Below are 23,926 nucleotides of genomic sequence, written 5' to 3' on the forward strand. Positions count from 1 at the left end.
ACGGGGCGGCCCCGCGATACACCGGGCGGGCGGCGCCGGCTACCCTGCCGCCCGGCCCGCGCCGGCCTGATAGCGGCGATTCACGACATCGGGATGTCCGGCCCGTGGCACGATCCGGGCGTGATGCGGCTTCCGGTTGATCCCTTCGGGATGCCGGAAACCGTATTGATCAGCCGGATTTCGTCTGGGAGATCAGATCGTGAAGTCCTCGCCGCTGCGGTCGCGGCCGAGGCCCATGGCCTCGGCCTGCCGGCAGAGGTCGTCCAGCGTGGTGGCGCGGAGCCGCTCGCGGGCGCCGGCCGCGGCCTCCGCCAGCACCGGCGTGACGATCTGCTCGATCAGCGCCGATGGCGGCAGTCCGTCGGGCTCGGCGCGCTCGGCCGCGGCGAGGATGTCGGAAAGCCGGATGCGCCGGCGCTCGCGCGCCAGCGTGTAGCCGCCGTGCGGGCCACGCGTGCCGGCGAGAAACCCTTCGCGCACCAGCGCTTGCAGCAAAGGTTCGAGGGCGCGCGCGGGCAGGCCGAGCCGGGCGGCAACCGCCTTGCCGGGCACCGCGGCGCCGCGCGCATGGAGCGCCACGTCGAGCACGGCGGCAACGGCGAGATGAGCCCGGCGCGACAGCAGCCGCATGGCGGATCCTTCAGGCGCACCCGGAGCCGACGCCGGTCGAACCGAAGCCGCCGGCGCCGCGGGCGGTGGCGGGAAGCTCATCGACCGGCACGAGGCGAGCCTGCGTCACCGCCGCCACCACGAGCTGGGCGATGCGGTCGCCGCGGGCGATGGTGTGCGGGGCCGCGCCGAGATTGACCAGGATCACCGCCACCTCGCCGCGATAGTCGGAATCGATGGTGCCCGGCGCGTTGAGCACGGTGACGCCGTGCTTCAGCGCCAGCCCCGAGCGCGGGCGCACCTGCGCCTCGAAGCCGGGCGGGATCGCCATCTCAAGCCCGGTCGGCACCGCGGCGCGGGCGCCGGGTTGCAGCGTCAGCGGCGCATCCAGCGACAGGGCGGCGAGAAGGTCGAGCCCGGCCGCGCCCTCGGTGGCGTAAGACGGCAGCGGCAGGCCCGCGGCGTGCGGCAGGCGGCGGACGGCAAGCTCGATCATCGCGCCACCTCGCCCAGCAGCACCGCGATGCGCGCCACGAGGCGGCGCGCCACCTCGTCCTTGGACAGATCCGGCCAGCTCTCGACACCCGCCGCCGACACCAGATGCACGCGATTGCGCTCGCCGCCCATCACGCCGGACTCGGGCGACACGTCATTGGCGACGATGAGGTCGCAGCCCTTGCGGGCGAGCTTGGCCTTGGCGTGGTCGAGCACGTGCTCGGTCTCGGCGGCGAAGCCGATGACGAGCGGCGGCCGGCTGGGGCTGCGCGAAATGGTGGCGAGGATGTCGGGGTTCTCGACCAGCGCCAGGGCCGGCGGGCCGTCGCCGGTCTTCTTGATCTTCTGGCCGGCATCGCGCGCAACGCGCCAATCGGCCACTGCGGCGGCGAACACCGCGGCATCGGCCGGCAGCGCCGCCTCGCAGGCGGCCAGCATGTCGCGGGCGGTCTCGATGTGCACGACATCGACGCCTTGGGGGTCGGCAAGCCGCACCGGCCCCGAGACCAGCGTGACGCGGGCGCCTGCTGCTGCCGCAGCAGCGGCGATGGCGTGGCCCTGCCTGCCGGAGGAATGGTTGGCGATGTAGCGCACCGGGTCGATCGGCTCGCGGGTCGGGCCGGAGGTGACGAGCACGTGCCGCCCCTTGAGCGGGCCGGGCTGAGGCGCGAGCCGCGCCATCACCGCGTCGACGATCTCCGGCGGCTCGACCATGCGGCCGAGCCCGCTCTCGCCGCGCTCGGCCATCGCGCCCATGGCCGGCCCCAGCACGGCGACGCCGCGGGCCTGAAGGGTTGCCACGTTGGCTTGCGTCGCGGGGTGCGCCCACATCGACGGGTTCATCGCCGGCACGATGAGGATCGGCCGGTCGGTGGCGAGCAGCGCGGTCGAGGCGAGGTCGTTGGCCAAGCCCAGCGCCATCTTCGCAATCAGGTCGGCGGTGGCCGGCGCCACCACCACGAGGTCGCAGTCGCGCGCGAGCTTGATGTGGCCGACATCGTGCTCGTCGGTGAGGTCGAACAGCTCAAAGAACACCCGCTCGGCCGACAGCGTGCCGACGGTGAGCGGGGTGACGAATTCGGCGCCCGCCTTGGTGAGGATGCAGCGCACAAGCACGCCGCGCTCGCGCAGGCGGCGGATCGCCTCCAGCACCTTGTAGGCGGAGATGCCGCCGGCGATGACGAGAAGGACGCGCTTGGCGGGGGCGGAGGACGTGGCGGACACGTGGGATGTTCCGGGTTCAGGCGGACCAGGGGTCGATGATGTCGAGGCCGACACCGTGGAAGTCTTTCACATTGCGCGTCACCATGGCCATGCCGTTGGCCCGGGCGATGGCGGCGATACCGGCGTCGAAAGGCGCGATCGGGCGGCCGAGCTTTCCTCGGCTGGTGAAAATGTCAACGTAATGGACTGCGGCGAGGGAATCGAATGCCAGGATTCTGCCGTGGAACCGATCCGAAAACATGATTCCCGCGCGTGCGACCAGGACATCGCGGCGGGCACCGTGCGGCATCTTAGCGATGCCGAACAGGATTTCGCACTGGGTGAAGACCGCGATGAACAGATCGTTGCGGCTTATGGCATCGACCCACTCGAAGACCCGTGGCTCCGGCGCTGGGCGCATCAGCTCGGAGACCACGTTGGTGTCGAGCACGAACATCAATCGAAGGTCGGCGGCTCGCGACCGGGCTCGCGCGGCGGCAGGTCGAGCTCGACACCCCCGAGCGGCGCAAACAGCTGATGAATGGCGGAGGCAAGGCCGGTCTCGGGCTCGGCCGGTTCGGCCAGCGCCCGGGTCAGCAACTGCCGCGCCTCCTCCTCCATTGAGTGGCCGCGCTCGGCCGCGCGGCGGCGCAGCCGCGCCTTCACCCCGGCGTCGAGGCCGCGGATGGTCAGGCTGGCGGTGCGCCGCGCGCCGGCTTTCCCGGCAGTCGTCTTGCCGGTTTCCGACTTGCCGGGAGCGCGCGATCTCGGTCTGGCGGACGTTTTCGGCATGCTGGGAGTATAGGCAGCGCCGGCAATGCCAGCAACGCCCTCACCCCAGCTTCACCACCAGCACGGCCAGCAGCGCGGCGATGATCCAGGCCGCCGCGGCGAGCGAGCGGTTGCCGCGGCCCTCGGCGCGGCCGATCGCTTCGACGGTCTCCGGCGCCAGCACGAAGCCGGCGCGGGTCAACTCGTCAGCGCGGCGGGTGATGATCGCGGCGCGGGTGAGAAGATCCGGCACGGCACCGACGAAGCGGCCGATGCCGATGGCGCCATCTGTGACGTCCTCCACCCGGCCGACCGGGCCGAGATTGCGGGCGATCCACTCCTTCACCACCGGCGCGGAGGCCGCCCACATGTCGAACTTCGGGTCCAGCGCGCGGGCCACGCCCTCCACCACCACCATGCTCTTCTGCAGCAAGAGCAGCTCGGGCCGGGTGCGCATGCCGAACAGCGCGGTGATCTCGAACATCAGCGTGAGCAGCTTGGCCATCGAGATCTGGTCGGTCGAGCGGCCGTGGATCGGCTCGCCGATGGCCCGCACCGCCTGGGTGAACGCCTCCACCGAATGGATGTCCGGCACGTAGCCGACCTCGAAATGGATCTTGGCGACCCGCCGGTAGTCGCGCACGATGAAGCCGTGCAGCACCTCGGCGAGGAAGCGCTGCTCGGTGTCGCCGAGCCGGCCCATGATGCCGAAATCGACGGCGACGATGCGGCCCTTCTCGTCCACGAACAGATTGCCGGGGTGCATGTCGCCGTGGAAGAAGCCGTCGCGCATGGCGTGGCGCAGGAAGCTCTGCATCAGCGCCCGGCTGATGGCCCTGAGGTCGTGGCCGGCCGCCAGCAGCGCCGCCTGGTCCGACAGCTTGATGCCGTCGATCCATTCCTGCGTCAGCACGCTGCGGGCGGTGCGGTCCCAATCGACATCCGGCACGCGGAAATCGGCGTCCTCGGCGGTGTTCTCGGCCATTTCTGACAGGGCTGCCGCCTCCAGGCGGAAGTCCATCTCCATGGTGACCGAGCGGGCGAGGGTCTCCACGGCGGCGACGAGACGCAGCCGCTCGCCCTCCTTGCTGTTGCGCTCGGCGAGGTGGGCGAGGAAAAAGAAGTCGTCGAGGTCGCGCTGGAAGCGGCGCTCGACGCCCGGGCGCAGCACCTTCACCGCCACCGCCCGCAGGCTGCCATCCGGCAGCGCCACCGCGGCGCGGTGGACCTGGGCGATGGAGGCCGCCGCCACCGGCGGGCCGAACTCGACGTACAGCGTCTCGACCGGCGCGCCCAGCGCGTCCTCGATCACCTTGCGCGCCTCGTCCGTGCCGAAGGGCGCCATCCGGTCCTGGAGATTCTCCAGGTCGCGGGCGAGCGCCGCGCCGACGATGTCCGGCCGCGTCGCCAGGAACTGGCCGAACTTGACCCAGGACGGCCCGAGCCGGGTGAGCGCAGCCGACAGCCGCACATCGGCGCCGCCGGCATTGCGGCGCTCGATCAGCCGGCCAAGCGCGACGGCAAATCGCAGCGCCGGCGGCAGCGCCTGGGGATCGATAATGGCGAAGACGCCTTCGCGCGCGCAGATGAAGCCTGCGCGGGCGAGGCGGGCAAGATGGCCGATGGCACGCAGCACGAGATCGAGGCTTTCAGAACAGATCTTCTTGGAACCACGGTTTCCGGGTGATCACGTCGTGCCACCCGGAAGCACACTCGCCAAAGATCCGAAAGCGAGAGCGGGATTTTTGGCGATCGGACTGCGAAACTCCGGCCCCAAGGGCCGGATTTCGCATCAGATCTTCCAGGCGGAATGCAGCGCCACCACGCCGCCGGTCATCGGCGTCGCCGACACGCGCTCGAAGCCGGCCGCGGCGATCATGTCGGAGAACACCGCCCGGTTGGGGAAGCGGCGGATCGACTCGACGAGATACTCGTAGGGTTGGGCTTCGCCCACCACCATCCGGCCGATGCGCGGGATCAGATGGAAGGAGTAGAAATCGTAGATCTTGTCGAGGCCCGGCACGTCGACATTGGAGAATTCCAGGCACAAAAACCGCGAGCCCGGCTTGAGCACCCGGTAGGCCTCCGCCAGCGCCCGGTCGATGCGCGGCACGTTGCGGATGGCGAAGGCGATGGTGTAGCCGTCGAACTCGCTGTTCCCGAACGGCAGCTCCTCGGCATTGCCCTCCACGAAGGAGACGCGGTCATCGATCCCGCGTTCGCGGGCGCGCTCCTCGCCGACCTTCAGCATCTCGGAATTGATGTCGCACACCGTGGAGGTGACGGCGGGGCCGGCCCCCTCGACCACCCGGAAGGAGATGTCGCCGGTGCCGCCGCCGACGTCGACCAGCCGGAACGGCCGGCTCGACTTGGGCGCCGCCAGCGTGTTGACCATGGCGTCCTTCCACAGCCGGTGAAGGCCGCCGGACATCAGGTCGTTCATCAGGTCGTAGCGCCGGGCGACGGTGGCGAACACGTCGTCCACCAGCGCCTGCTTCTCGGCAAGCGGAACCTCTCTGAATCCGAAATGGGTCGCTTCCGTATCGCGAAGCGTATCGCCGCCGGCCATCTGTCCTACCACCCTGCTCGAAAAACCGTCCCTGCTCGAAGCGGCGCGGACCATAGCCCAGCGCCGCCCTGCGCGCTATCTCATTGGCGTCCATCGGGCAAGGATCGCCGCAACGGGCATGCCGCCCACCGCCGGCGGGAAAATCGTCCGGGATCCCAACCCCTTGGGCCGGCGGGGCGCGGTTTCGCAGGGTCTGCCCTGCCGGTTTCGCATCAAGACGCCTGCCCGCGTGCGGTGTTTCCCGCAAGCCTCGTTCCTGAAAGGTTCCATGCCCGAACTGCCCGAAGTCGAAACCGTGCGCCGCGGCCTGCAGCCGGTGCTGGAGGGCGCCCGCATCACCGCCGTCCGGCTGGGCCGGGCCGACCTACGCCTGCCGTTTCCGCCCGGCTTCGCCCGCCGCCTCGCCGGCTGCCGCATCGATGCGCTGGGCCGCCGGGCGAAATACCTGCTGGCCGACCTCGACAGCGGCGAGGTGCTGGTGATGCACCTCGGCATGTCCGGCTCGTTCCGCATCGAGGCCGAGGCGGTGGGCATCTTTCACCATCCGCGCAACCGCGACCCGGCCCACGACCATGTGGTGTTCGAGCTCGCCTCGGGCGCCCGCGTCACCTACAACGACCCGCGCCGGTTCGGCCTGATGACCCTGGTGCCTCGCGCGGAGCTGGAGAGCCACAGGCTGTTCGCCGGCCTCGGGCCGGAGCCGCTCGGCAACGCCTTCTCGGCCGCGACGCTGGCCGAGGCCGCCCGCAACCGGACGACCAGCCTGAAGGCGCTGCTGCTCGACCAGCACGTGATTGCCGGGCTCGGCAACATCTATGTGTGCGAGGCGCTCCACCGCGCCGGCCTGTCGCCGCTCAACGCCGCCGCCACGCTGGCAACCGCATCCGGCGCGCCCAATGCTGCGGCAACGCGGCTCGCCGGGGCGGTGCGCGAGGTGCTGACCGAGGCGATCGCCGCCGGCGGCTCGTCGATCGCCGACCATGCGCGGCCGGACGGCAGCCTCGGCTATTTCCAGCACGCCTTCCGCGTCTATGACCGCGAGGGCGAGCCCTGCCCGCGCCCGCGCTGCCGCGGCATCGTGCGGCGCGAGGTGCAGGCGGGACGCTCCACCTTCTTCTGCCCGGCCTGCCAGCGCCCAAGCCGCTGAGTGCCTGCCGGCAAAGGTCTCTTGGCTTGCCTCACCGTCCCCCGACCAACGGACGAGACGCCGCGCGGTTGCGTGAGCGGTGCCATTCGGTAACCTCCCGGCAAACACCCCGGGAGGACCAGATGAGCTACGAGACCCTGATCGTCGAGACCCACGGCCGCGTGGGGCTGATCACGCTGAACCGGCCGCAGGCGCTGAACGCGCTGTGCGACCAGCTCACCAGCGAGCTCGACGCGGCGCTGACGGCGTTCGACGCCGATCCCAATATCGGCTGCATGGTGCTCACCGGCTCGGCCAAGGCGTTCGCGGCGGGCGCCGACATCAAGGAGATGCAGTCGCGCCAGTTCCCGGCGACCTATCTCGACGAGTTCCTCAACTGGGGCGCCATCGCCAAGAAGCGCAAGCCGATCGTCGCCGCCGTGGCCGGCTATGCGCTCGGCGGCGGCTGCGAGATCGCCATGATGTGCGACGTGATCATCGCCGCCGACAATGCCAAGTTCGGGCAGCCGGAGATCAAGCTCGGCGTGACGCCGGGCGCGGGCGGCACCCAGCGCCTCACCCGGCTGGTGGGCCGCGCCAAGGCGATGGATCTCTGCCTCACCGGCCGCATGATGGACGCGGCCGAGGCCGAGCGGGCGGGGCTGGTGTCGCGCGTGGTGCCGGCGGCGGAGCTTCTCACCGTGGCGCTGGATGTCGCCGCCACCATTGCCGCCATGCCGCTCGCCGCGGTGCTGGCGGTCAAGGAGTGCGTCAAGCGCGTCGACGAGGTGTCGCTGGAGGAGGGGCTGCTGTTCGAACGGCGGGCGTTCCATTCGATGTTCGCCACCGCCGACCAGAAGGAAGGCATGGCGGCCTTCGCCGAAAAGCGCGCAGCGCAGTTCCAGAACAGGTGAGGCGCTTCGGGCGGGCGAGCGGCCGGCGGCGTAAGCCGGTGCCCCGCCCGGGACGGTCGTCTACTCGCCGAGCATCATCTCGACGGCCGAGATCGCCCCTTCGAGATCGGCGATCTTGCGCAAGGTCTTGTCGCTCGGCAGCGTATCCGTCTGCGCGCACTGCAGCAGCAGTTCCCGCTGGGCTTGCTTGAGCCGATCGAGCAGCGCCTGCAACTGTTCGTTCATGGCATTCCACCTTTCGAGCGCCGGTCTGCGATGCCTGTGCGTCGGAGACGACGAAGAGGCGTCCGTACATGCAGCCGTTCGCCGCGGCAACATCCTTCCCGCGCCCTTTCCAGTTAATTTCCGCGCACCAGATCGCTGATATGGAATTGGCCGCCACGGCCCGGCGGTCCACACCCGTGCGGAGGCGCCCTGATGAAACAGTTCGGCGGACGCGTGCTCCTTGCGGCCAGCGCCATCGGGCTCGGCCTGTCATCCGGCCTCAGCCCGACCACGGCGCAGCAGGCGCCGATGTCGTTCTTCGTCACCAGCGCCGGCCTGGGCGATGGAGCGAATTTGGGTGGCCTCGCCGGGGCCGATGCCCATTGCCGCGCGCTGGCCAAGGCGGCCGGCGCGGCCGGCGAGACATGGCGCGCCTATCTCAGCACCACCGCGCCGGGCGGCGCGGCCGGGATCAACGCCCGCGACCGCATCGGCAGCGGGCCGTGGGCGAACGCCAAGGGCGTGGTGGTGGCGCGAAACCTGGACGACCTGCATTCGCCCGCCGTCAACATCACCAAGGAGACGGCGCTGACCGAGACCGGCGAAACCGTGAGCGGCCGGGGCGACGCCGTCAACAGCCACGACATGCTGACCGGCTCCGACCCGCAGGGCCTCCATTCGACCGCGGGCGGCGACACAACCTGCGGCAACTGGACGAAAAGCGGCGAGGGCTCGGCGATCGTCGGACACCACGATCGCATCGGCCTGACGGACTCCCGGCACATGACGTCGTGGAACTCCTCGCATGGCACCCGCGGCTGCAGCCAGGATGCGCTGAAGAGCACCGGCGGCGCCGGTCTGTTCTATTGCTTCCTGGCCGAGTGAGGTCCCGACCGATTGAGCTTTCGGCCGTCCAGACCTACCTTGGCGAGCTCCACGCCAGCCCTGGCGAAGGCACCAATCGGTCCTACATGAGAGGCATGTCACCGATGCTGACCGTTCCCTCCTGGTACCCGTCCTGGTATTCCTGGCGCGCCTCGCTTGAGGCGGTGATCGCCGGGGCGGTTTCGGGCGTCGGGCTGCTCACCCTGTTTGCCGCAGTCCACGGCACGCATTTCGACGGCGCGACCCTGTTCTTCATGCTGGGCGTCGCCCTGCCGGCGGCCCTGGTGGTGGCGGCGCCGGTGGGCTTCGTCATCCTGCCGCTCGCCCGGCTGGTGCTCGACAAGATCGAGGCCTACACCGCCGGCCGGCTGGTGCTGGTCGGTGCCGCCACGGGCTTCGTGCTGCCGCTGGCCGTGGCGTGGCGCTTCCACTCCGGCTTCGTCACCGGAAGCTGGGTGCTGATGATCATCTTCGTGGTGGCCGCCACCGCTGGCGGCGCTATCGGCGCGCTGGCCTTCCACCGCCGCATGGCACAGGTGGACCGTGCCTGATACGGTTTGTGGTTGATCCCTTCGGGATACCGGGAACGGTCTCGCCGAAAAATCCTTGGTCCGGAAAGGATTTTTCGGCGACAGGAATACGGTTCTCCGGCCTGATCGGCCGGAAACCGTATGACATCTGCATCCGCAACCGTCAGGGCAAGCCGGCCCCACATGATTGATCCTGCGAATGAAATCGTCCGACATTTGGGAGCCAAGTGTCGGATTTCACCCCTCAGCCGGCGCTGACCCAGCCCGCCGGAGCGGCTTTCGGGAGCACGGAATGCGACGTCGCCTCGCCCTCGGTCTTGCCCTGTCCCTGACCGCCGGCCCGGTGCTGGCCGCGGGCCCGCACGACGGGCAATGGGAGGTGGAGGTGGTGGTCCAGCGCGGCGCGTGCGACCAGGGCTTCGTCTTCCCGATCCAGGTGGATGACGGCGCCATCCGCTATGCCGGCGAGATCGACATCACCGCCACCGGCAAGGTGGGCCGCGACGGGCGGCTCAATGTCCGCTTCACCCGCCAGGCGGAGTCGGTCAGCGTCTCGGGCCGGCTGTCGGGCGGCAGCGGTGGCGGGGTGTGGACGGCGCCCTCGCGCGACTGCGCCGGCCGCTGGCAGGCGCGCAAGCTCTGATCCGGCGTCCGGCCGACCCCGCCATGTGGCGAGATGGTTAAGTTTATCTTCAGATAAAGCAATATTCTACCGCTGCCCGCGCGGCGATTTTTGTGCAACTCTGCGCAAACCCTTGCGTCTTGGCCAATGCTGAAATCGCGGCAACGCGCAATCCCCGGTTCATCCGAAATTTACGGTCGTCATGTAAGGTTGAAACCGGGCCGGCAATGACGTGCTGGTCCGGGTTGTTCTTGCACAACAAGCTATTGTCAGGGTTCCGATGAGCAACAATCGTACCTTTGTGCGGATCCAGACCGGCGGCCGCATTTCCACAGCCGGCAAGATTTTCGCCGATTCCCGCAGTCCCACGATCGATTGCACGGTCATCGATCTCAGCGCGCGCGGCGCCTGTCTCGACGTGCATGGCACGGTCGAGATCCCCAAGCGGTTCACCTTCCTCCATGGCGGCCTCAAGAAGAGTTGTCGCATCCTGTGGCAGAAGGGCCGGCGGATCGGCGTGTCGTTCTGACGGCGGGGCTTCGGTCGCGCCGGCGCGGCCGCCGGATCTCCGGGTTGGGAAAATTGTGAGGCCGTCGATCCGCTGCCAGCGGGCCGGCGGCCTCGCAGTGTTGATCTGCCGCGTCCTGGCGCCGCCGGCACCCCTGGCCGGCCGCAGTGGCATCCTGCATAATCGATTTCCATGGTCGGCCCCGCCGCGAGGCGGTAGGAAGGATTTGGGCGGTTACGAAGGATCGGGCACCAGCGGTGCCAGATCCCGCCCTGGCGAAGCACGCACACAGAAGCACGCACATGAGCCGCATTCCCGATTTCACCCGCGTTGCGTTCACGGACGCACCCCTGCCGGCCGTCGCGGCGACGGGCGAGCCGTGGCTGACGCCCGAGGGCATTCCGGTGAAGAGCGCCTACGGCCCTGCGGATCTGGCCGGGCTCGACTTCCTCGACACCTGGCCGGGCCTGCCACCCTATCTGCGCGGGCCGTACCCGACCATGTACGTCAACCAGCCCTGGACAGTGCGCCAATACGCCGGCTTCTCGACGGCCGAGGATTCCAACGCCTTCTACCGCCGCAACCTCGCCGCCGGGCAGAAGGGCCTGTCGGTGGCGTTCGATCTCGCCACCCACCGCGGCTATGATTCGGACCATCCGCGCGTCTCGGGCGACGTCGGCATGGCGGGCGTGGCGATCGACTCGATCTACGACATGCGCACGCTGTTCGCCGGCATCCCGCTCGACCAGATGAGCGTGTCGATGACCATGAACGGCGCGGTGCTGCCGATCATGGCGCTCTACATCGTCGCGGCCGAGGAGCAGGGCGTGCCGGCTACGAAGCTCGCCGGCACCATCCAGAACGACATCCTCAAAGAGTTCATGGTGCGGAACACCTATATCTATCCGCCCTTGCCCTCGATGCGGATCATCTCCGACATCTTCGCATTCACCTCGGCCAACATGCCGAAGTTCAACTCGATCTCGATCTCCGGCTACCACATGCAGGAGGCCGGGGCGACGCAGGATCTCGAACTCGCCTATACGCTGGCCGACGGCGTCGAATACATCCGCGCCGGCATGGAAGCGGGGCTGACGGTGGACGCCTTCGCGCCGCGCCTGTCGTTCTTCTGGGCGATCGGCATGAACTTCTACATGGAAGTCGCCAAGATGCGGGCGGCGCGCCTGCTCTGGGCCAAGCTCGTCAAGCAGTTCAACCCGCAGAGCCTGAAGTCGCTGCCCTTGCGCACCCACTCGCAGACCTCGGGCTGGTCGCTCACCGCGCAGGACGTGTTCAACAACGTCATGCGCACCGCCATCGAGGCGATGGCGGCAACCCAAGGCCACACCCAGTCGCTGCACACCAACGCGCTGGACGAGGCGCTGGCGCTGCCGACCGACTTCTCCGCCCGCATCGCCCGCAACACCCAGCTGTTCCTGCAGCAGGAGAGCGGCACCACCCGCATCATCGATCCGTGGGGCGGCTCGTTCTATGTCGAGCGGCTGACCGCCGACCTCGCCCGGCGGGCGTGGGAGCACATCCAGGAGGTCGAGGCGCTGGGCGGCATGGCCAAGGCCATCGACGCCGGCATCCCCAAGCTGCGCATCGAGGAGGCGGCGGCCAAGACCCAGGCCCGCATCGACTCCGGCGCCCAGACCGTGCTCGGCGTCAACAAGTACCAGGTGGCGGACGAGAAGCCGATCGACGTGCGCAAGGTCGATAATTCGGCGGTGCGCACCATGCAGATCGACAAGCTGAAGCGGCTTCGCGGTGAGCGCAATGAGGCGGCGGTGGCCGCGGCCCTCGACGCGCTGAGCCACGCCGCGTCCGACCGTGCGAAGGGCAATCTGCTGGCGCTGGCGGTCGAGGCCGCCCGGCACAAGGCGACGGTGGGCGAAATCTCCGACGCGCTGGAGCGGGTGTGGGGCCGCCACCACGCCGAGATCCGCGCAATTTCCGGCGTCTACAAGCGCGAGGCCAAGAGGATGGACGACAAGATCGCCCGCATCCAGCGCCGGGTCGAGGCGTTCGAGGTCGAGGAGGGCCGCCGCCCGCGCATCCTGGTGGCCAAGGTCGGCCAGGACGGCCACGACCGCGGCCAGAAGGTGATCGCGTCCGCGTTTGCCGATCTCGGTTTCGACGTCGACATCGGCCCGCTGTTCGCCACCCCGCAGGAAGCGGCGCGGCAGGCGGTGGAGAACGACGTCCACATCATCGGCGTGTCCTCGCTCGCCGCCGGCCACCTGACGCTGGTGCCGGAGGTGAAGGCGGCGCTGGCCGCCGAGGACCGCAGCGACATCATGGTGGTGGTGGGCGGCGTCATCCCGCCGCAGGATTTCCCGGCGCTTTACGAGGCCGGCGCGGCGGCGATCTTCCCGCCCGGCACGGTGGTCGCCGACGCCGCCGAGAGCCTGCTGGAGAAGCTCGCCGCCCAACTCGGCCACCTGCCCAAGCAGGCGGCGGAGTAACAGCGGCGGCGCGGTCTTCCCTCTCCCCATGCGGGAGAGGGTGGCGAGGACTGAACAAAGTGAAGTCCGAGCCGGGTGAGGGGTGTCTTCGGACCTTACCCCTCACCCGCCCTCGCTTTGCTCGGGCACCCTCTCCCGCAAGGGGAGAGGGAAGAGAGGGCGCTTCCCGCGCCACCGGCCTTCCCGTTCTACCGCGCCTCCAGCACCGTGCGGGCGTGGCGCACCACATGGTCGGCGACCACGGCGTGGCCTTCCGCCGTGGGGTGGAAGGCGCCGCCATAGAGCGCGGCATAGACCGGCTGCAGCACGTCGAAGGGCGAGATGTCCTCGCGGTGGGTGTTGGCGGTGAGAATGGCGTCGTTGGGCGTGTGGAACAGCCGCCAGCGCTTGCCATAGGGCAGCGCTGCCGCCGGCGAATAGGGCACGAATTCGCCGCTCGACAGCGCGCGGCGCGGCACCGCCATCATCGCCTGATCGAGCTGGAGCCGCTGCGGATCGCGCGCACACAGGCCGCGCCGGCCGAAGGCGGCGAGGTGGTCGCCGACCAGGTGGAAACCGGTGCCGGCGCCGGTGGCAAGGTCGAGCGGACAGTCCGCCCCCTTGGCGCTGGCGATGCAGCCCAGGCGCCGCACCAGCTTGGCATGGAAGGCCGAGACCTCGCTCAGGCGCTGCCGGCTGAAGCGCAGATTGGGGCCGACGTCGAGGCCGAGCGTCGGCAGACTGCCGCAAACCTGGCCGGTCTCGTCGAACTGCAGCGGCTCGTACTGGGTCTGCACCACCTGCGCCGGGGCGACGCCAAAGCCCTCTTCGAGCGCCTGCTTCACCGCCTGCAGCCGCTCGTCGAGCACTTCGAGATAGGCGCCGGAGACGCTGGGCGGGAAGCGGATCTCGTGTCCGACCCACACCGCGATCGGCGCCACGTCGGCGGCGCTCTCGGTCACCGAATAGAGCGCGAGCGAGGAGAAGCCGACGTCATTGCCGCCGATTGACAGCAGCACGAGGTCGATCGGCCGCTTGAGCGCCGCACGCGCGCACCAGTCCATGGTCACCGGCGTGACGCCGATCTCGGTCGAGCCGCGCCGGAAGGCCGGCAGGCGGTAGGTGGCGGACTGGTCACGCGGCCCGGCGCACATCAGCTCGGCGAGTTGGTCGAACTGCGGCGGCACCCGGGCGCCACCCGGCTCGGTGAAGCCCTCGCGCGCCTCGCGCGGCAGGAACAGGCCGTCGGCGACCTCCGAGCCGGTGCAGGCGAGGCTGACCAGCGTCACCGCGCGCCTTCGGTTCTCCAGCGCGAGTTCGAGGCCGACCCGCATCGGATAGCCGTAAAGCGAGCGGTGGCAATCCGGGCTCAGCCAGCGGGCGCCGGCGCGCTCGAAGGCGCGGGTGAATTCGCGCGAGGCGAGCTTGAAGGCGATGTCGCGATCCTCGTCCTCCATCCGGCGGCGCGGTAGGGTCTTGGGATCGAAATCCGGCGCCACCGATGCCAGCCCGAAGGTCTGGACCGGCGCCAGCTGCTTCTTCAGCGCCGCGATGTCGTCGCGCAGCAGGGTCGGGTCGTAGACCATCTCGCGCCGGGCGCTGAACACCACCGGCCGGTCGGGATTGCTGTCGCCGGAGGCGAACGAATCGCCCAACGCGACGATCAGCAGGTCCTCGACCACCACGCCGGGATCGGCGAGCACCTGCCCGGTCGGCAGCGTCACCGACACCGCCACGCCCGATTCCGCCATGTTGGGCGAATAGGGCACCCGCGCGATCACCAGCGGCGCCGCGCAGGCCTGCCGGCGGGTTTCGACCCGGCCGCCGGGGCGGCGCGGCTGCCACGTCCAGATGCACTCGCCCTTGACCTCGGCGGAATTGGCCTCGGCGAGGCGCGCCGGCGACAGGCGCACCTGCACGGTGTGCGCCTCGGGCAGGACGTAGGATTCCCTTGCCGTGCCCCAGGAGTACTGGCGCTCGCACGCCTGCCCGTAGCGGCGCGGGCGGACGTCGCGGTCGTAGCAGGTATCCTCGAACAGCTGCGCCGCCCAGCCGAGGCGCGACGCCTCGTAGCGCGCCCGGGCGGTCGCCTCGCAGGCGGCGGGCGTCGAGGGGTCGGCGCAATCGGGATCGTTGAGCCGGCGCTCGGTGCGCCAGACGATGTTGGCCGGCAGCCGGCCGGTGCCCTTCACCGCGCTGAAGGCGCGCTCGTGCAGCGCGAAGGCCGCGGGCTTGCGGAACAGGCGGAACGGGTTCTCCACCTCCCACACCAGATCGCCCGCCGCCGACGCGGGCACGACGAGCGCCAGCGTCGAGGCCAGCGCCAGAGACAGCGAAGAGACGAATAGACGCATGCGACACCTTCCGGCCGGTCCGCAATCGGCGGTCTCGGGACAGGTTCCCACGGGCGGCCGGCTCATATCCGCCCTATGGGAACTTGGCGGGCGGAGCCTATCGCGGTCTTGACCGGCGCGCGACCCTCCACCTCATCCCAACATCACCATCCTTCCTGTCCTTGGGGGCGCTTGGAAACCTGCGGCCGGCGCGCCTATATGTTGTGTGCGGACAGCGAGGGGGACGGTATGGCCGGCGACACCGAGGACAGGATCTTCATCGGCCGGAGCGTGCCGGCAAAGGGCGACAAGGCGGCCGACCAATATCTGACGCTGAGGTTCGGCAACCGTCATGGCCTCGTCACCGGCGCCACCGGCACCGGCAAGACGGTGTCGCTGCAGGTGCTGGCCGAAGGCTTCTCCCGCGCCGGCACCGCGGTGTTCGCCGCCGACATCAAGGGCGACCTCTCCGGCATCGCAGCACAGGGCGAGCCGAAGGATTTCCTGGTCGAGCGCGCCACGGCGGTCGGCCTCGATAACGGTTACCAGCCGGATGAATTTCCGGTGACGTTCTGGGATCTGTTCGGCGAACAGGGCCACCCGATCCGCGCCACCATCTCGGAGGTCGGCCCGCTGCTGCTGGCGCGGCTGATGGACCTCAACGACACCCAGGAAGGCGTGCTCAACATCGCCTTCAAGGTCGCCGACGACGACGGGCTCTTGCTGCTCGACCTCAAGGATCTGCGCGCGCTGCTCGGCCACATCGCCGAGCGGGCGGGTGAGCTCACCACCGAATACGGCAACGTCACCAAGCAGAGCATCGGCGCCATCCAGCGCCAGCTCCTGGTGCTGGAGAACCAGGGCGGCGCCAAGTTTTTCGGCGAGCCAGCGCTCAACATCAAGGATCTCATCCGCAAGGACCGCGATGGCCGCGGCATGATCAACCTGCTCGCCGCCGACAGGCTGATGAACTCGCCGCGGCTCTACGCCACCTTCCTCTTGTGGCTCCTGTCGGAACTGTTCGAGGAACTGCCGGAGGTCGGCGACCTCGATGCGCCGAAGCTGGTGTTCTTTTTCGACGAGGCGCACCTGTTGTTCGACGATGCGCCCAAGGCGCTGCTCGACAAGATCGAGCAGGTGGTGCGGCTGATCCGCTCCAAGGGCGTCGGCGTCTATTTCGTCACCCAGAACCCGCTCGACGTGCCCGAGAGCGTGCTGGCCCAGCTCGGCAACCGGGTGCAGCACGCACTGCGCGCCTTCACCCCGCGCGAGCAGAAGGCGGTGCGCACCGCCGCCGAGACCTTCCGCCCCAATCCCAGGCTCGACACCGCCCAGGTGATCATGGAGATGGGCAAGGGCGAGGCGCTGGTGTCGATGCTGGAGGGCAATGGCGTGCCCTCCATGGTGCAGCGCACGCTGGTCCGGCCGCCGGCCGGGCGCATCGGCCCGATCACGCCGCAGCAGCGGGCGGCAATCCTCGGCCGCAGCCCGCTGAGCGGCAAGTACGACACGGCGATCGAGTCAGAATCCGCCTATGAGGTGCTGAAGGAGCGCGCCGGCGAGCGCGCGACGGAGCGCAATGGCGGCCCCGCCGGCGCGCCCTCCGGTCCTTGGGGGCGCCAGCCGGCCCCGCAACAGCCGGCCGAGGCACCGCCCGCCGGCGGCGGGGGACTGGGCGGCATTCTCGACAGCATCTTCGGCAGCGGTACGCCAGGACCGCGCGGTGGCCGCCCATCGGGCCGCGCCAGCGTTACGGAAGTTGTAGCCAAGCAGGTGGCCCGTTCGGTGGCCAGCCAGGTCGGCACCCAATTGGGCAAGGCCATCCTGCGGGGCGTGCTGGGCGGCATGCGCCGTTAACGCGGCGCGTTTACCGTTAAGGGTGCCTAATTGCGGCGCAAGCATAACAGTTGCGCACAACCTCCCGGCTGGGTATGAATGGGTCGCGGCTTTTCGCGCGGCGACCGTACCTCCGGGACGGGCCGAATGGCGAGCTTGCCTTGGGCGCCCCGAGACGAAACTGACTCGACGATGAAACTGATCCTCTCCGCCCACGTGCTCGTGGTCGACCCCGACCCCCAGACCCGGCACGATACCGGCGAAGCGTTACGCTTGCTCGGAATCCAGCGGATCACCGAGGTCGGAACCCTTGAAGAAGCCAGCGAGACCTTCGCCGGCGCGCGGGTCGACGTCGCCGTCGTAACCTGCGTCGGCGAGTCCGAGGGCGAGCCGCCTCCCGGCCAGCTGCGCCAGTTTCCGGCGGCGCCGGGACGCGATCTCAACGCACCGAGCATCCTCCTGCTCGCCGACCCGGTGCGCGGCGACATCCGCGCCGCCAATGCCGCCGGCTACGACGCCGTAGTGGCGCTGCCGCTGGTGGCGCGTACGCTCTACCGGCGGATCGGCTCGCTGATGCAGCGGGCGCGCCGGCAGGAGCGCACACGCCCGCCGGTCGGCTTCCCCGGCGGCCCGGTGATGCTGCCGGCCGCGGCCGAAGCCAAGGAATGATACCAACGGCGGCGATGGCCGACCGTTGGTCCCGCTTGCGGATTTTCGTGAAATCGTTGATTTCCTTAAAGAAAATTCGCAAGAGTCCACGACCCCACGCGCCAGCGGTTGGGGCCGTTGGCATGATGCGAAATCCGGCATCCCGAGAGGATCGACCGGAGACCGAAGGATCCGACATCCGGCCCACGCGGCCGGATTTTCGCATCACCCGCTTCAATGATTTGCGAGCGGAGCCGCCGCCGGGCTGCACAATATGACGTGGTCCGCAAAATTCGGTATAGGGTCGGACGACATGACCGGAGCCGCCTGATGCCGGAGCTGAACCGAATCCTCGACGCCGTCGACTGCGAGCTCGACCGCAGCCTGGAGCGCCTGTTCGCGCTCCTGCGAATCGCCTCGATCTCGACCGACCCGCTGCACGCCGCCGAATGCCGCCGCGCCGCCGACTGGATCGCGTCCGACCTTACGGACCTCGGCTTCGAGGCGAGCGTGCGCGAGACCGGCGGACATCCGGCGGTGGTCGGCAGGCACCACGACGGCAGCCGCCACCGCGTGCTGTTCTACGGCCATTACGACGTGCAGCCGGTCGATCCGCTGTCGCTGTGGGAGACCGCGCCGTTCGAGCCGCGCATCACCACCGGCAAGACCGGCACCCAGCACATCGTCGCCCGCGGCGCCAGCGACGACAAGGGTCAGATCATGACCTTCATCGAGGCCTGCCGCGCCTACAAGATCGCCACCGGCACGCTGCCCATCGGCGTCACGGTGCTGATCGAGGGCGAGGAGGAGATGGGCTCCAAGCACCTGCCCGCCTTCGTCGAGGCCCATCGCGAGGAACTCGCCGCCGACGTCGCGCTGGTGTGCGACACCGGCATGTGGGACCGGGCGACGCCGGCCATCACGCTGTCGCTGCGCGGCCTGGTCTATGAGGAGGTGCGCGTCCGCTGCGCCGACCGCGACCTGCATTCCGGCCTGTTCGGCGGGGCTGCGCGCAATCCCATCCACGTGCTGTCGCGCATCCTCGCCGACCTGCACGACGAGACCGGCCGCATCACCCTTCCAGGCTTCTATGACGGGGTCGCGGAGCTGCCGGCCGACCTGCGCGACGAATATGCGCGGCTGAACCTGTCGCCGGAAGGCTTCCTCGGCCAGGTCGGGCTCAAGGTTCCGGCCGGCGAGCGCGACCGGCTCTTGATCGAGCAGATTTCCACCCGGCCGTCCTGCGACGTCAACGGCATCTGGGGCGGCTATACCGGCGAGGGCACCAAGACGGTCATCCCCGCCGAGGCCTCGGCGAAAGTGTCGTTCCGGCTGGTCGGCGCGCAGGATCCGGCCAAGGTGCGCGAGGCGTTCCACGCCTTCGTGCGCGCCCGCCTGCCGGAGGATTGCCGCGTCGAGTTCATCTCGCACAAGGGCTCGCCGGCCGTCAGCGTGCCGTTCGACCACCCCCGGCTTGAGTGTGCGCGCGCGGCATTGGCCGACGAATGGGGCAAGCCGGCGGTGCGCATCGGCTCGGGCGGATCGATCCCGATCATCGGCGATTTCAAGCGGGTGCTGGGGCTCGATTCGCTGATGATCGGCTTCGCGCTGGAGGACGACCGCGTCCATTCCCCCAATGAGAAGTACGACCTGACGTCCTTCCACAAGGGCATCCGCTCGTGGGTGCGCATCCTGCACGCGCTGGCGCAGTAAGGTTCCGCCTCGCCCGGTCCGCGTTCACGCGGCGGCGCCCGCCTGCTTCATCACGGCCGGGCGCGAAAAGTCGAGGTCGGCGGCCGGCGCCGGACGTCCGAACAGATAGCCCTGGCAGAAATCAACCCCGGCACCGCGCAACAGTTCGAGCTGGGCGTGGTTCTCGACGCCTTCGGCGATGGTCGCCACGCCCAGGCAGCGGGTCAAGGTGATGACCGAGGCAATCACCGCCGCGCAATCGGCGCGCTTGGTCATGTTCATGGTGAAGGAGCGGTCGATCTTCACCGTGTCGAACGGGAAGGTGGTCAGATAGCTCAGCGAGGAGTAGCCGGTGCCGAAATCGTCGAGGGAGATCGAGACGCCGAGCTCCTTCATCTGCCGGACGATGGCGATATTGTCCTCGGCGCCGGTGAGGAACACATTCTCGGTGATCTCGATTTCAAGCCGGCGGGCGGGAAGGCCGGAGTCCGCCAGAGCCTGCCGGATCATCGCCACCGGATTGGCGCGGCGAAACTGGGCCGGCGACAGATTGACCGCCACCACCGTGTCGTCCGGCCAGGCCGCCGCCTCGATGCAGGCGCGGCGCAGCACCCATTGGCCGATCTGGTCGATCAGGTCCGACTCCTCGGCAAACGGAATGAATTCGAGCGGCGGCACCAGTCCGCGGCGGGGGTGGCGCCAGCGCACCAGCGCCTCGGCGCCGCAGACGCGGCGCGTGTGGGCGTCGACGATCGCCTGATAGTGCAGCTCGAACTCGCCATTGGCGATGGCGTGGCGCAGCTCGCTGTCCAGCCGCTGGCGGGCATCGGCCACTTCCATCAGCCCGTCGTCATAGACGCTGTAGCCATTGCGGCCTTCGCCCTTGACCCGGTACATCGCCAGATCGGCATTGCGGATCAGCTTGTCGGCCTCGACGCCGTGCTCGGGCGCCAAGGCGATGCCGATGCTGACGCTGACCGTCACCTCCTGTCCGCCGAGATCATAGGGCGCGGCGAGGCAGGCAAGCAGCCGATCGCTGAACGCGGTCGCCGCTTCGAGCTGATTGTCGGCGCCGATCTGGATGATGGCGAATTCGTCGCCGCCGAAGCGGGCAAGCACGTCGGTCTCGCGCAACGCCGCCTTCAGCCGCTCGGCGGTCTGCTTCAGCAGCAGGTCGCCGGCCAGATGGCCGAGCGTGTCGTTGACCTGCTTGAAGCGGTCGAGATCGAGCAGCAGCACCGTGAAGGTCTCGCCGAACCGCCGCTGCCGCGCGGCCGCCTCCTCGATCTTCTCGGAGAAGGCGGCGCGGTTGAACAGGCCGGTCAGGAGATCGTGGCGCGCCATATAGGCGATCTGGGTTTCGCTGCGGTGGCGATCGGTGATGTCCTCGTGGGTGGTCATCCAGCCGCCGTCGGCCATGCGCTGGCAGCGAATGTGGATGGCACGCCCGTCCGGCAGAAGCTGCACCTCGGAGGGGCTCGCGGCGAGATCGGAAAAATAGTTGCGCGGCGGCTCGCCGGCATGCGTGCCGTTGCGGATGCGGCTGTCGAATATCGCGACGAGCGAGGTGCCGGGCGCGGCCTCGTCCGGCGACAGCCCGTAGATTTCGGCGAAACGGGCGTTCGACACGACGATGCGCTCGTCGACGTCGAACATGCACAGGCCCTGCGAAATGTTGTTGAGCGCCGAATCGAAGCGGATGTTCGACACCGCGAGCGCCCGGCTCTTGTCGCGCAGCTTGCGCTCGGAACGGCGCAGCCGCTGGAACTGCCCCAGCACGGCCGACAGCAGAACGGTCGCCGCCGACAACAGCAGTGCCGCGCCGACTGCGATCGCAACGGCGCGGCGATACCAGCGGGCCAGCATCTCGCGCTCCGAGACGCCGACATTGAGCACCAGCGGATAGGTCTGCAGCGGCCGCACCGAGAACCAGCGCGCCACGCCGTCGAAATAGCCCGGCGAACGGAACTCGCCGCCACCCTTGGCCACCAGCACGTACCAGGGCGAGGACGCCGGGATCATGGCGCCGGTGGTGGCGTTCGCCAGATCGGGATAGCGCAGCATCACCGTGCCGTCGCGCCGCACCAGCGTGAGCCGCATGTCGCTGAGCGACTTGATCGGCGCATAGATGGTCTCGAAATAGTCGACGGTGACGGTGATCAGCACGACACCGGCGAACGCGCCGGCGGCGTCGGTGATGCGGCGCGCAAACGCGATGTTGCTCACGCCGGTCATACGGTTGGTCAGAGGCTGCGAGATGTAGAGGCCGCGCGCGGCATCGCTCTTCAGCTCGCGAAAATAGTCGCGGTCGGAAACGTCGATGACCCACTTGATGTCGGGAAACGTGGTGACGAGGTTCCTGCCGTCGGCGCCATAGACCGAGGCGCCATAGGCCTGCGGCAGTCGCTCGACGCGCTCGCGCAGCAGGTTCTGGAAGCGGTCGCCGGTGACGAGGTCGGCAAGACCGCGCTGATCCCGCACGCCGGCCAGCGCGATGAACTCCATCAGATCGAGCAGCGTGATGTCGATCGCCTCGATCGAGCGTTCGAGCTGGCCGGACAGCACGATGGCGAGGTTGCGGACCTGGATGGTGCTGTCCTCGATGTCGTCGGCCCGGAACTGCCAGGTCGCCATCCCGACGCCGACGAAGCAGGCGAGCAGGAACGCCGCGGCGACGCTCAAGATACTGCGCACCGAGAAGCGGTTCAGAACCGACAGAGTCACGTCGCCCTCGCCCGGTCGCAGACGGGCAACGTCCTGCCGGCCGCCGGCATCCATGCCGGCTCAGGCCGCCAATCCGACATTGCGCACATTCGGAATGCCTCCCCGGCGGCCGGTTGCGCCGGCTCGCCCATTGCGTGTCCGCATCAGCAGCCTGCACCGTAACGTTTTAATCGGCGCTAACGGTCGCCCGGCCGGGGGAGGACATTGCCGAGAGGGTGAATTTTCTGCAACCAAGGATGGGGTGCGGTTGTTCATGTCCAAGCTGTCCCCGTGGGATGGCCACGGATGTCGCTTCGGACGGAATTCGCACGGTCTGCGGCTTGATCCGCCGGCAACCGGTTCAGGCCAGCGTGTAGGCCACCTTGACCGCGGTGTAGAACTCGCGCGCATAGGTGCCCTGCTCGCGCGGGCCGTAGGAGGAGCCCTTCCGGCCACCGAACGGCGCGTGATAGTCGATGCCGGCGGTCGGCAGATTGACCAGCACCATGCCGGCCGCCGAGCGCTTCTTGAAGTCGGCGGCGTATTTCAGCGAGGTGGTGCAGATGCCCGACGACAGGCCGAACTCGGTGTCGTTGGCGACCGCGACCGCCTCCTCGTAATCCTTGACGCGGATCACCGAGGCCACCGGCCCGAACACCTCCTCGCGATTGATGCGCATGGCGTTGTCGGTCTCAGTGATCAGCGCCGGCGACATGTAGTAGCCCGGCGTGTCGCGGTTGAGCCGCTCGCCGCCGGTGACCACGCGCCCGCCCTCTTTGCGCGCGATCTCGACATAGGCGAGGTCCTGCTCAAGCTGGCTTTGCGACACCACCGGCCCAAGCTCGCTGCCGGGGGACAGCGCATCGCCCACCTTCAACGCCGCGGTCTTCTCCGTCAGCGCCGCAACGAAGCGGTCGTGGATGCCGGCGGTGACGACGAGGCGCGAGGACGCCGTGCAGCGCTGGCCGCACTGGAAGAACGCGCCGTTGAGGGCGGCCGCCACCGCCACGTCGAGATCGGCGTCGTCGAGCACGACCAGCGGGTTCTTGCCGCCCATTTCGAGCTGCACCTTCTTGCCGCGGCTGACGCACTCCACCGCGATCGTCCGCCCCACCTCGACCGAGCCGGTGAAGCTCACCGCCCGCACCTTGGGCGACGTCACGAGGGCGTTGCCGACCTCGCGGCCCGCCCCCATCACCAGATTGAACACGCCGGCCGGCAGCCCGGCGCGGGATATGATCTCGGCCAGCGCCCAGGCCGAGCCCGGCACCAGATCGGCGGGCTTCAGCACCACCGTGTTGCCGAAGGCGAGCGCAGGCGCGATCTTCCAGGCGGGAATGGCGATGGGGAAGTTCCAGGGCGTGATCAGCCCGACCACGCCTTCCGGCTCGCGGGTGATCTCGACATCGACGCCGGCCCGCACCGAGGGGATGCGATCGCCGCCCGGCCGCAATGCTTCGCCGGCAAAGAACTTGAACACCCGTCCGGCCCGCACCACCTCGCCGATGCCATCGGCGAGCGGCTTGCCCTCCTCGCGCGACAGCAGGCGGCCGAGCTCGTCCCTGCGGGCCAGAATCTCGGTGCCGATGCGATCGAGGATGTCGGAGCGCTGCTCGATGGTGGCGGCCCGCCAGGCCGGCAACGCCGTGAAGGCTGAGTCGATGGCGGCCTCGACCTGCGCGGCGCTGGCGCGCGCATACTCGCCGATCACGTCGTCGAGGTTGGACGGGTTGATGTTGCGGTTGAGGTCGGTGCCCTCGACCCAATCGCCGGCGATGAAGTTCCTGTGCAGCATGCCCGGTCCTTCCCGAAAACCTGCGCGAAATCCTGC

21 protein-coding genes are annotated in these 23,926 nt (G+C 69.2%); 10 read left to right on the forward strand and 11 right to left on the reverse strand.

The features are described 5' to 3' along the window. Positions 1 to 192: 192 nt before the first annotated feature. The 7 genes from F1193_RS07995 to ubiE form a co-directional block, all read right to left on the reverse strand. Positions 193 to 630 (reverse strand): RrF2 family transcriptional regulator, encoded by a 438-nt coding sequence (locus tag F1193_RS07995; protein ID WP_150097160.1) that lies wholly within the window; start codon positions 628 to 630, stop codon positions 193 to 195. 10 nt (positions 631 to 640) lie between these two features. Further along, positions 641 to 1,105: a dUTP diphosphatase gene (gene dut, locus F1193_RS08000; protein ID WP_150097161.1), complete on the reverse strand. Its 465-nt coding sequence runs from the start codon at positions 1,103 to 1,105 to the stop codon at positions 641 to 643. Next, a complete protein-coding gene (coaBC, locus tag F1193_RS08005) occupies positions 1,102 to 2,328 on the reverse strand; it encodes a bifunctional phosphopantothenoylcysteine decarboxylase/phosphopantothenate--cysteine ligase CoaBC (RefSeq protein ID WP_150097162.1) in 1,227 nt (408 codons plus the stop codon). The genes dut and coaBC overlap by 4 nt, the downstream gene beginning before the upstream one ends. Before the next feature lie 16 nt (positions 2,329 to 2,344). After that, positions 2,345 to 2,764, reverse strand: a complete 420-nt coding sequence (locus F1193_RS08010; RefSeq protein ID WP_150097163.1) for a type II toxin-antitoxin system VapC family toxin — start codon at positions 2,762 to 2,764, stop codon at positions 2,345 to 2,347. Next, entirely contained in the window at positions 2,764 to 3,099 is a 336-nt protein-coding gene (locus F1193_RS08015) for a FitA-like ribbon-helix-helix domain-containing protein (protein ID WP_342781792.1), read from the reverse strand. Before F1193_RS08015 ends, F1193_RS08010 begins: the two co-directional genes overlap by 1 nt. A gap of 40 nt (positions 3,100 to 3,139) precedes the next feature. Further along, the gene (ubiB, locus tag F1193_RS08020; protein WP_150097164.1) at positions 3,140 to 4,714 is read right to left on the reverse strand and encodes a 2-polyprenylphenol 6-hydroxylase; all 1,575 of its coding nucleotides are present in this window, start codon (positions 4,712 to 4,714) and stop codon (positions 3,140 to 3,142) included. Between the two features lie 156 nt (positions 4,715 to 4,870). Continuing rightward, the gene (gene ubiE / locus F1193_RS08025; RefSeq protein ID WP_150097165.1) at positions 4,871 to 5,647 is read right to left on the reverse strand and encodes a bifunctional demethylmenaquinone methyltransferase/2-methoxy-6-polyprenyl-1,4-benzoquinol methylase UbiE; all 777 of its coding nucleotides are present in this window, start codon (positions 5,645 to 5,647) and stop codon (positions 4,871 to 4,873) included. Between the two features lie 268 nt (positions 5,648 to 5,915). Between ubiE and mutM the strand changes: the two genes are divergently transcribed. Both mutM and F1193_RS08035 read left to right on the forward strand, forming a co-directional pair. Then, a complete protein-coding gene (gene mutM / locus F1193_RS08030) occupies positions 5,916 to 6,794 on the forward strand; it encodes a bifunctional DNA-formamidopyrimidine glycosylase/DNA-(apurinic or apyrimidinic site) lyase (RefSeq protein ID WP_150097166.1) in 879 nt (292 codons plus the stop codon). 122 nt (positions 6,795 to 6,916) lie between these two features. Continuing rightward, entirely contained in the window at positions 6,917 to 7,687 is a 771-nt protein-coding gene (locus F1193_RS08035) for an enoyl-CoA hydratase (protein WP_150097167.1), read from the forward strand. Between the two features lie 60 nt (positions 7,688 to 7,747). Here F1193_RS08035 and F1193_RS17055 read toward each other — a convergent pair whose 3' ends face one another. Continuing rightward, positions 7,748 to 7,912 (reverse strand): hypothetical protein, encoded by a 165-nt coding sequence (locus tag F1193_RS17055; RefSeq protein ID WP_165439200.1) that lies wholly within the window; start codon positions 7,910 to 7,912, stop codon positions 7,748 to 7,750. A gap of 192 nt (positions 7,913 to 8,104) precedes the next feature. Here F1193_RS17055 and F1193_RS08040 point away from each other — a divergent pair, with 192 nt between their 5' ends. The 5 genes from F1193_RS08040 (at position 8,105) to scpA (ending at position 12,904) form a co-directional block, all read left to right on the forward strand. Further along, on the forward strand, positions 8,105 to 8,776 hold the full coding sequence (locus tag F1193_RS08040) for a hypothetical protein (protein ID WP_150097168.1): 672 nt from the start codon (positions 8,105 to 8,107) through the stop codon (positions 8,774 to 8,776). Between the two features lie 104 nt (positions 8,777 to 8,880). Continuing rightward, positions 8,881 to 9,327 carry a hypothetical protein gene (locus F1193_RS08045; protein WP_150097169.1) on the forward strand — a complete coding sequence of 149 codons (447 nt, stop codon included), beginning with the start codon at positions 8,881 to 8,883 and terminating at the stop codon, positions 9,325 to 9,327. A gap of 271 nt (positions 9,328 to 9,598) precedes the next feature. Next, the gene (locus F1193_RS08050; protein ID WP_150097170.1) at positions 9,599 to 9,949 is read left to right on the forward strand and encodes a hypothetical protein; all 351 of its coding nucleotides are present in this window, start codon (positions 9,599 to 9,601) and stop codon (positions 9,947 to 9,949) included. 259 nt (positions 9,950 to 10,208) lie between these two features. Then, entirely contained in the window at positions 10,209 to 10,457 is a 249-nt protein-coding gene (locus F1193_RS08055; protein ID WP_150097171.1) for a PilZ domain-containing protein, read from the forward strand. A 281-nt stretch (positions 10,458 to 10,738) separates the two neighbouring features. Beyond that, positions 10,739 to 12,904 carry a methylmalonyl-CoA mutase gene (scpA, locus tag F1193_RS08060; RefSeq protein ID WP_150097172.1) on the forward strand — a complete coding sequence of 722 codons (2,166 nt, stop codon included), beginning with the start codon at positions 10,739 to 10,741 and terminating at the stop codon, positions 12,902 to 12,904. Between the two features lie 188 nt (positions 12,905 to 13,092). Here scpA and F1193_RS08065 read toward each other — a convergent pair whose 3' ends face one another. After that, positions 13,093 to 15,237, reverse strand: coding sequence for an SGNH/GDSL hydrolase family protein (locus tag F1193_RS08065; protein ID WP_150097173.1), 2,145 nt, complete (start codon positions 15,235 to 15,237; stop codon positions 13,093 to 13,095). Between the two features lie 228 nt (positions 15,238 to 15,465). On the opposite strand from F1193_RS08065, the gene F1193_RS08070 reads away from it, so the two are divergent. The 3 genes from F1193_RS08070 (at position 15,466) to F1193_RS08080 (ending at position 19,413) form a co-directional block, all read left to right on the forward strand. Beyond that, entirely contained in the window at positions 15,466 to 17,073 is a 1,608-nt protein-coding gene (locus F1193_RS08070) for a helicase HerA-like domain-containing protein (protein WP_150097174.1), read from the forward strand. Positions 17,074 to 17,244: 171 nt separating this feature from the next. Continuing rightward, positions 17,245 to 17,721: an ANTAR domain-containing protein gene (locus F1193_RS08075; protein WP_150097175.1), complete on the forward strand. Its 477-nt coding sequence runs from the start codon at positions 17,245 to 17,247 to the stop codon at positions 17,719 to 17,721. A gap of 309 nt (positions 17,722 to 18,030) precedes the next feature. Further along, positions 18,031 to 19,413, forward strand: a complete 1,383-nt coding sequence (locus F1193_RS08080; RefSeq protein WP_150097176.1) for a dipeptidase — start codon at positions 18,031 to 18,033, stop codon at positions 19,411 to 19,413. Between the two features lie 24 nt (positions 19,414 to 19,437). Here F1193_RS08080 and F1193_RS08085 read toward each other — a convergent pair whose 3' ends face one another. After that, positions 19,438 to 22,116 (reverse strand): bifunctional diguanylate cyclase/phosphodiesterase, encoded by a 2,679-nt coding sequence (locus F1193_RS08085; protein WP_170263458.1) that lies wholly within the window; start codon positions 22,114 to 22,116, stop codon positions 19,438 to 19,440. Between the two features lie 340 nt (positions 22,117 to 22,456). Beyond that, complete coding sequence (locus F1193_RS08090; RefSeq protein ID WP_150097178.1) at positions 22,457 to 23,890, reverse strand: aldehyde dehydrogenase family protein; 1,434 nt, start codon at positions 23,888 to 23,890, stop codon at positions 22,457 to 22,459. Positions 23,891 to 23,926: the final 36 nt, after the last annotated feature.

The sequence above is a fragment of the Blastochloris sulfoviridis genome (genome assembly GCF_008630065.1).
Classification (GTDB): Bacteria; Pseudomonadota; Alphaproteobacteria; order Rhizobiales; family Xanthobacteraceae; genus Blastochloris; species Blastochloris sulfoviridis.

Bases quoted from the DNA above. Each gene is read 5' to 3' on its own strand.
- ubiE (WP_150097165.1), bottom strand. From the start codon at position 5,647: ATGGCCGGCGGCGATACGCTTCGCGATACGGAAGCGACCCATTTCGGA.
- F1193_RS08015 (WP_342781792.1), bottom strand. From the start codon at position 3,099: ATGCCGAAAACGTCCGCCAGACCGAGATCGCGCGCTCCCGGCAAGTCG.
- F1193_RS08055 (WP_150097171.1), top strand. From the start codon at position 10,209: ATGAGCAACAATCGTACCTTTGTGCGGATCCAGACCGGCGGCCGCATT.
- F1193_RS08065 (WP_150097173.1), bottom strand. From the start codon at position 15,237: ATGCGTCTATTCGTCTCTTCGCTGTCTCTGGCGCTGGCCTCGACGCTG.
- dut (WP_150097161.1), bottom strand. From the start codon at position 1,105: ATGATCGAGCTTGCCGTCCGCCGCCTGCCGCACGCCGCGGGCCTGCCG.
- F1193_RS08010 (WP_150097163.1), bottom strand. From the start codon at position 2,764: ATGTTCGTGCTCGACACCAACGTGGTCTCCGAGCTGATGCGCCCAGCG.
- F1193_RS08075 (WP_150097175.1), top strand. From the start codon at position 17,245: ATGAAACTGATCCTCTCCGCCCACGTGCTCGTGGTCGACCCCGACCCC.
- mutM (WP_150097166.1), top strand. From the start codon at position 5,916: ATGCCCGAACTGCCCGAAGTCGAAACCGTGCGCCGCGGCCTGCAGCCG.
- F1193_RS08070 (WP_150097174.1), top strand. From the start codon at position 15,466: ATGGCCGGCGACACCGAGGACAGGATCTTCATCGGCCGGAGCGTGCCG.
- scpA (WP_150097172.1), top strand. From the start codon at position 10,739: ATGAGCCGCATTCCCGATTTCACCCGCGTTGCGTTCACGGACGCACCC.
- F1193_RS17055 (WP_165439200.1), bottom strand. From the start codon at position 7,912: ATGAACGAACAGTTGCAGGCGCTGCTCGATCGGCTCAAGCAAGCCCAG.
- F1193_RS08045 (WP_150097169.1), top strand. From the start codon at position 8,881: ATGCTGACCGTTCCCTCCTGGTACCCGTCCTGGTATTCCTGGCGCGCC.
- F1193_RS08050 (WP_150097170.1), top strand. From the start codon at position 9,599: ATGCGACGTCGCCTCGCCCTCGGTCTTGCCCTGTCCCTGACCGCCGGC.
- F1193_RS08035 (WP_150097167.1), top strand. From the start codon at position 6,917: ATGAGCTACGAGACCCTGATCGTCGAGACCCACGGCCGCGTGGGGCTG.
- F1193_RS07995 (WP_150097160.1), bottom strand. From the start codon at position 630: ATGCGGCTGCTGTCGCGCCGGGCTCATCTCGCCGTTGCCGCCGTGCTC.
- F1193_RS08090 (WP_150097178.1), bottom strand. From the start codon at position 23,890: ATGCTGCACAGGAACTTCATCGCCGGCGATTGGGTCGAGGGCACCGAC.
- F1193_RS08080 (WP_150097176.1), top strand. From the start codon at position 18,031: ATGCCGGAGCTGAACCGAATCCTCGACGCCGTCGACTGCGAGCTCGAC.
- F1193_RS08040 (WP_150097168.1), top strand. From the start codon at position 8,105: ATGAAACAGTTCGGCGGACGCGTGCTCCTTGCGGCCAGCGCCATCGGG.